This is a genomic window from Terribacillus sp. 7520-G (assembly GCF_002271665.1).
Classification (GTDB): domain Bacteria; phylum Bacillota; class Bacilli; order Bacillales; family Amphibacillaceae; genus Terribacillus.
The window spans coordinates 1-3,604 of sequence record NZ_NQFP01000049.1; the positions used below are offsets into that span (position 1 = coordinate 1).

Below are 3,604 nucleotides of genomic sequence, written 5' to 3' on the forward strand. Positions count from 1 at the left end.
GTCCCAGCCTCTCATTGGTCGATATGCATTTCCAGATGCGGGTAATCCTTGAAGCCTTGCCAATCTCCGCCCCATTCGAAGCCAAGTTCTTTGGCGATTTCGACTACCTCCATCCAATCGGATTCCCCATTGCCATTCCCATCGTATTCCATATCCCAAATGACATTTCCCGGTTCCGGCTCCAAGGCGAAGTCAATGGCGAGTCCATAATTATGCATGGATTCCCCTCCTTGGACATTGGTGACGATCTGTCCCTCTGTTGTCCGTCCTTGAGCGTACAGCTTGTCTTGTTCTTCATTGGAACGGTAGTCATCGGTGATGATGATCGGGATTCCGATATCAGCAGACTTTTCGATCAGTTTATGCATATTCTTTTCTACTGTGGGATGAAGGCCGGTGATGTCTTCTGCATCCATGGAATCAGCAGGGGTGGATTGATTTGGCGGAAGCTGCTCTATATGCAAAAAGCCGAATAGGATCAACGCTGCAACTGTCATAAGTAGGGTGGTTACTATAATCCTTTTCCAGTGCAAACTCTATTCTCCTTTTGTAATCTCTTATACTATACTCTAGCATAGCCGAATGAGAGGCAGATTGCACGTTTTGAAGAGTAGATTTAACAGGAAAGATAGGGGATATAAGGAAGGGGGAAGGAAGCGGTCATGATCAGCTTGTCTGGACTTGTCTCATCATGCGCTTCTCGATGCTTGCGTCCAATTTCCGGATGCGTTTCAGTGCTTCTTGCTGTGAAATGCTTTTATAATGATGCGCGCCGCCTGCTTCTTCATCAGCCGTATCTGCTTCGGCCACCACTTTTTGTAAGGGATCAAGCTTCAGGTTTTGATCAGGCAGGTACGAGTCGGTATGGAGCAGGATGGCCAAGGAAATCGCTTTAGCCGCCCGAGGATCTTCACCTAATCGGATCAGCAGCTTGTGTGCACGTGCAGCGCCCTTGATGGCATGGATATCATTCTGTTTATAAAGATCATAGTCCCACTTCCCGTCACGGTACCATTCATAATGGCCGATATCATGCAGCAATGCGGCTTTGACCGCCATGTCTGGATCGACTTGATCCCTATCGCTGATGACCAAGGCTTTTTCGGCTACCGATATCGCATGGGCCTGCCCGGAGCGCCCGAGGTATTTCACTGCAATGGGGTGGGTATAAATCTGTTCCAGCGTTACTTTTCTCATTTTTTGTCTCCTTCCTTTGTAAAAGTATATTGTTCAAGATATTAACACGTCAGGCCGAAGACTGCAAGTAAAAAAAATTGAAATGCATGTATATGGAATAACCGTTTCTACTAAAACTAAAACATACAGCCTGACAGAGAGCAAAAGGGGCAGTGTTGCATTCAATGTATGCTATGCTAAAATTATTGTTACCATAAACTGCTACATATAAATATACAAAGAAGGAAGAGACAGCATGAAAGAGTATGTAAGTCTGTTGCGCCAAGGAAGTAAATCAGCTGCGTTGGCTGCATTGGTCAATTTGGTTATTGCGCTTGTAAAAGGAGGAGCTTTCTTACTGACAGGAAATGTGGCCATGTTCGCAGAAACGATGCATAGTTTCGGAGATGCTGCCAACCAGCTATTCGTCTATGTCGGATCCTCACTTAGTAAAAAAGCACCGACGGAGCGTTTCCCTGGCGGGTTCGGCCGGGCTGTCAACTTAGTTCTCCTGGGAGCTGTCCTGATCGTCGGGATACTTGCTTATGAAACGATCCGTGAGGGAATCACCCATTTGGCTCATCCGTCAGAGTCGGAAGGATTATGGATCAGTATCACCGTGCTTGCTCTCGGCTGCATCCTGGAAGGGTACGTGCTGCTGAAAGCTATGCGTGAGATTGCCCATGAGAGCGAATCGGGTGCAAAGGGACTGGCGGTCATTCCTATGAGCTTTGCCCATGTGAAACGGGCAAAGCCAGCTACAAAGCTGGTCTTCATGGAAGACTTGGTTGCAACCAGCGGGGGATTGATCGCCATCATCGCTATCCTTATTGCCGCTTATACACCGTTTTACCAAGCGGAAGGTATCGCATCCATCATAATCGGTGCCATGATGTTTCTGGTCGTCGGGCGTGTTTTCCTTGATAATGCCGCTGGTGTCATCGGGGAAGCGGACGAAGAGATGGCTGATAAGATCGGGAATATCTTATTTGCCGATAAAGATGTGCGGGATGTGCAGGAAATGACAGTGGTGAAAGAAGGGGAATCTTTCCACGTCGAAGCGAAACTGGAAATCGATCCGACCATAACTGTGGCTGCCGCCGATGATATCAAGGATCGGCTGGAGGCTCAAATCATGAAGCATAGAGGCGTCACGGATGTCATCATCGAATTCGATGAAGATGATAAAACCCAAGCATGGAAAAGCAAAGAATAGGGAAGCTGCATCTGCAGCTTCCCTATTTTCCTTAAGATGACATATAGTCCCCGCCATTTACGTGAATGAATTGGCCGGTAATATAAGCTGCTTCATCGGAAGCAAGCAATACATAGCTGCCAATAAGATCAACCGGCTGGCCTGGGCGGCCAAGCGGTGTCTGGGTGCCGAAGCTTTGGAGGGTCTCTTGCGGCATGGTGGCCGGGATGAGCGGTGTCCAAATCGGTCCGGGTGCGACGCCATTCACCCTTATCCCTTTAGAAGCCAATCCTTTTGCCAAGGAACGAGTAAAAGCGACGATGGCCCCCTTGGTCGATGTGTAATCGATCAATGTCGGGTTCCCTATATACGGGGTGACGGATGATGTATTGATGATACAGTTTCCCTTCCCCAGATGCGGAAGTGCAGCACGTGTCAGGTAGAAATAGCTGAAGAAATTTGTCCGAAACGTCTGCTCGAACTGCTCCGGCGTAATGTCGGTCAGATCATTCTGCACTTCCTGGCGGGCGGCATTGTTCACCAGGATATCGAGCTTATGGAAGTCCTGTACAACCTGTTCGATAAGTTTGTCACAAAACGCGGCATCGCTTATATCCCCTGGATAGAGGATGCAATTGGCCCCTTCCTGCTCGATGCGTTTTTTGGCGTATTCCGCATCCTTGTGTTCATCCAAATACGAAATGGCAACTTCGGCCCCCTCTTTTGCATAGGCGATGGCAACGGCGCGTCCGATACCGCTGTCCCCGCCGGTAATTAAGACCACCTTTCCGCGCAGCTTTCCGCTGCCCTTCCAATGGTCGAATTCCTCAATCGGGAGGGGATCCATCTCGTGCTGGATACCAGGCTGCCGGGTCTGCTTTCTTCCGGGGTTGCCTTCTTTCATGAAATCATATAAATCCATCTTGACTCTGCCTCCTTCTATTCCATAGAAGGAATTATTGACAATAATAGGACGTTCTAAAACGCGGAGGGGATGAATAAGTTCCTTTGAATGGGTTTTTTTCGGCAGGGATTTGAGCTAGAATAGACGAAAGAGGAAATGGAAAGGAGATGGTTGCGATGCGTGCGTATGAAGACTACATTGCAGAGCTTTTCACTTTTGACGATCCATTCTTTCGTTCGACAGATCTTGATTTTGATATAGATATCCAGCGTATGGAAAAGACGATGGAGGAAATAGAAGCATATCTGAATAGGAAACCCGCGGAGAAC

Annotated in this window: 4 protein-coding genes; 1 reads left to right on the top strand and 3 read right to left on the bottom strand. The window is 48.1% G+C overall.

The features are described 5' to 3' along the window. Positions 1 to 11: 11 nt before the first annotated feature. Complete coding sequence (locus tag CHH53_RS15935; RefSeq protein WP_369819905.1) at positions 12 to 533, bottom strand: M15 family metallopeptidase; 522 nt, start codon at positions 531 to 533, stop codon at positions 12 to 14. A 133-nt stretch (positions 534 to 666) separates the two neighbouring features. Then, entirely contained in the window at positions 667 to 1,197 is a 531-nt protein-coding gene (locus CHH53_RS15940) for an HD domain-containing protein (protein ID WP_095217132.1), read from the bottom strand. 235 nt (positions 1,198 to 1,432) lie between these two features. Here CHH53_RS15940 and CHH53_RS15945 point away from each other — a divergent pair, with 235 nt between their 5' ends. Continuing rightward, a complete protein-coding gene (locus tag CHH53_RS15945; RefSeq protein ID WP_095217133.1) occupies positions 1,433 to 2,392 on the top strand; it encodes a cation diffusion facilitator family transporter in 960 nt (319 codons plus the stop codon). A gap of 31 nt (positions 2,393 to 2,423) precedes the next feature. On the opposite strand, the gene CHH53_RS15950 is transcribed toward CHH53_RS15945, so the two are convergent. Then, complete coding sequence (locus CHH53_RS15950; RefSeq protein ID WP_095217134.1) at positions 2,424 to 3,293, bottom strand: SDR family oxidoreductase; 870 nt, start codon at positions 3,291 to 3,293, stop codon at positions 2,424 to 2,426. Between the last annotated feature and the right edge of the window lie 311 nt (positions 3,294 to 3,604).

What these genes read in the sequence shown, in the direction of transcription:
- CHH53_RS15940 (WP_095217132.1), bottom strand. Translation starts at nt 1,197, where the DNA reads ATGAGAAAAGTAACGCTGGAACAGATTTATACCCACCCCATTGCAGTG.
- CHH53_RS15945 (WP_095217133.1), top strand. Translation starts at nt 1,433, where the DNA reads ATGAAAGAGTATGTAAGTCTGTTGCGCCAAGGAAGTAAATCAGCTGCG.
- CHH53_RS15950 (WP_095217134.1), bottom strand. Translation starts at nt 3,293, where the DNA reads ATGGATTTATATGATTTCATGAAAGAAGGCAACCCCGGAAGAAAGCAG.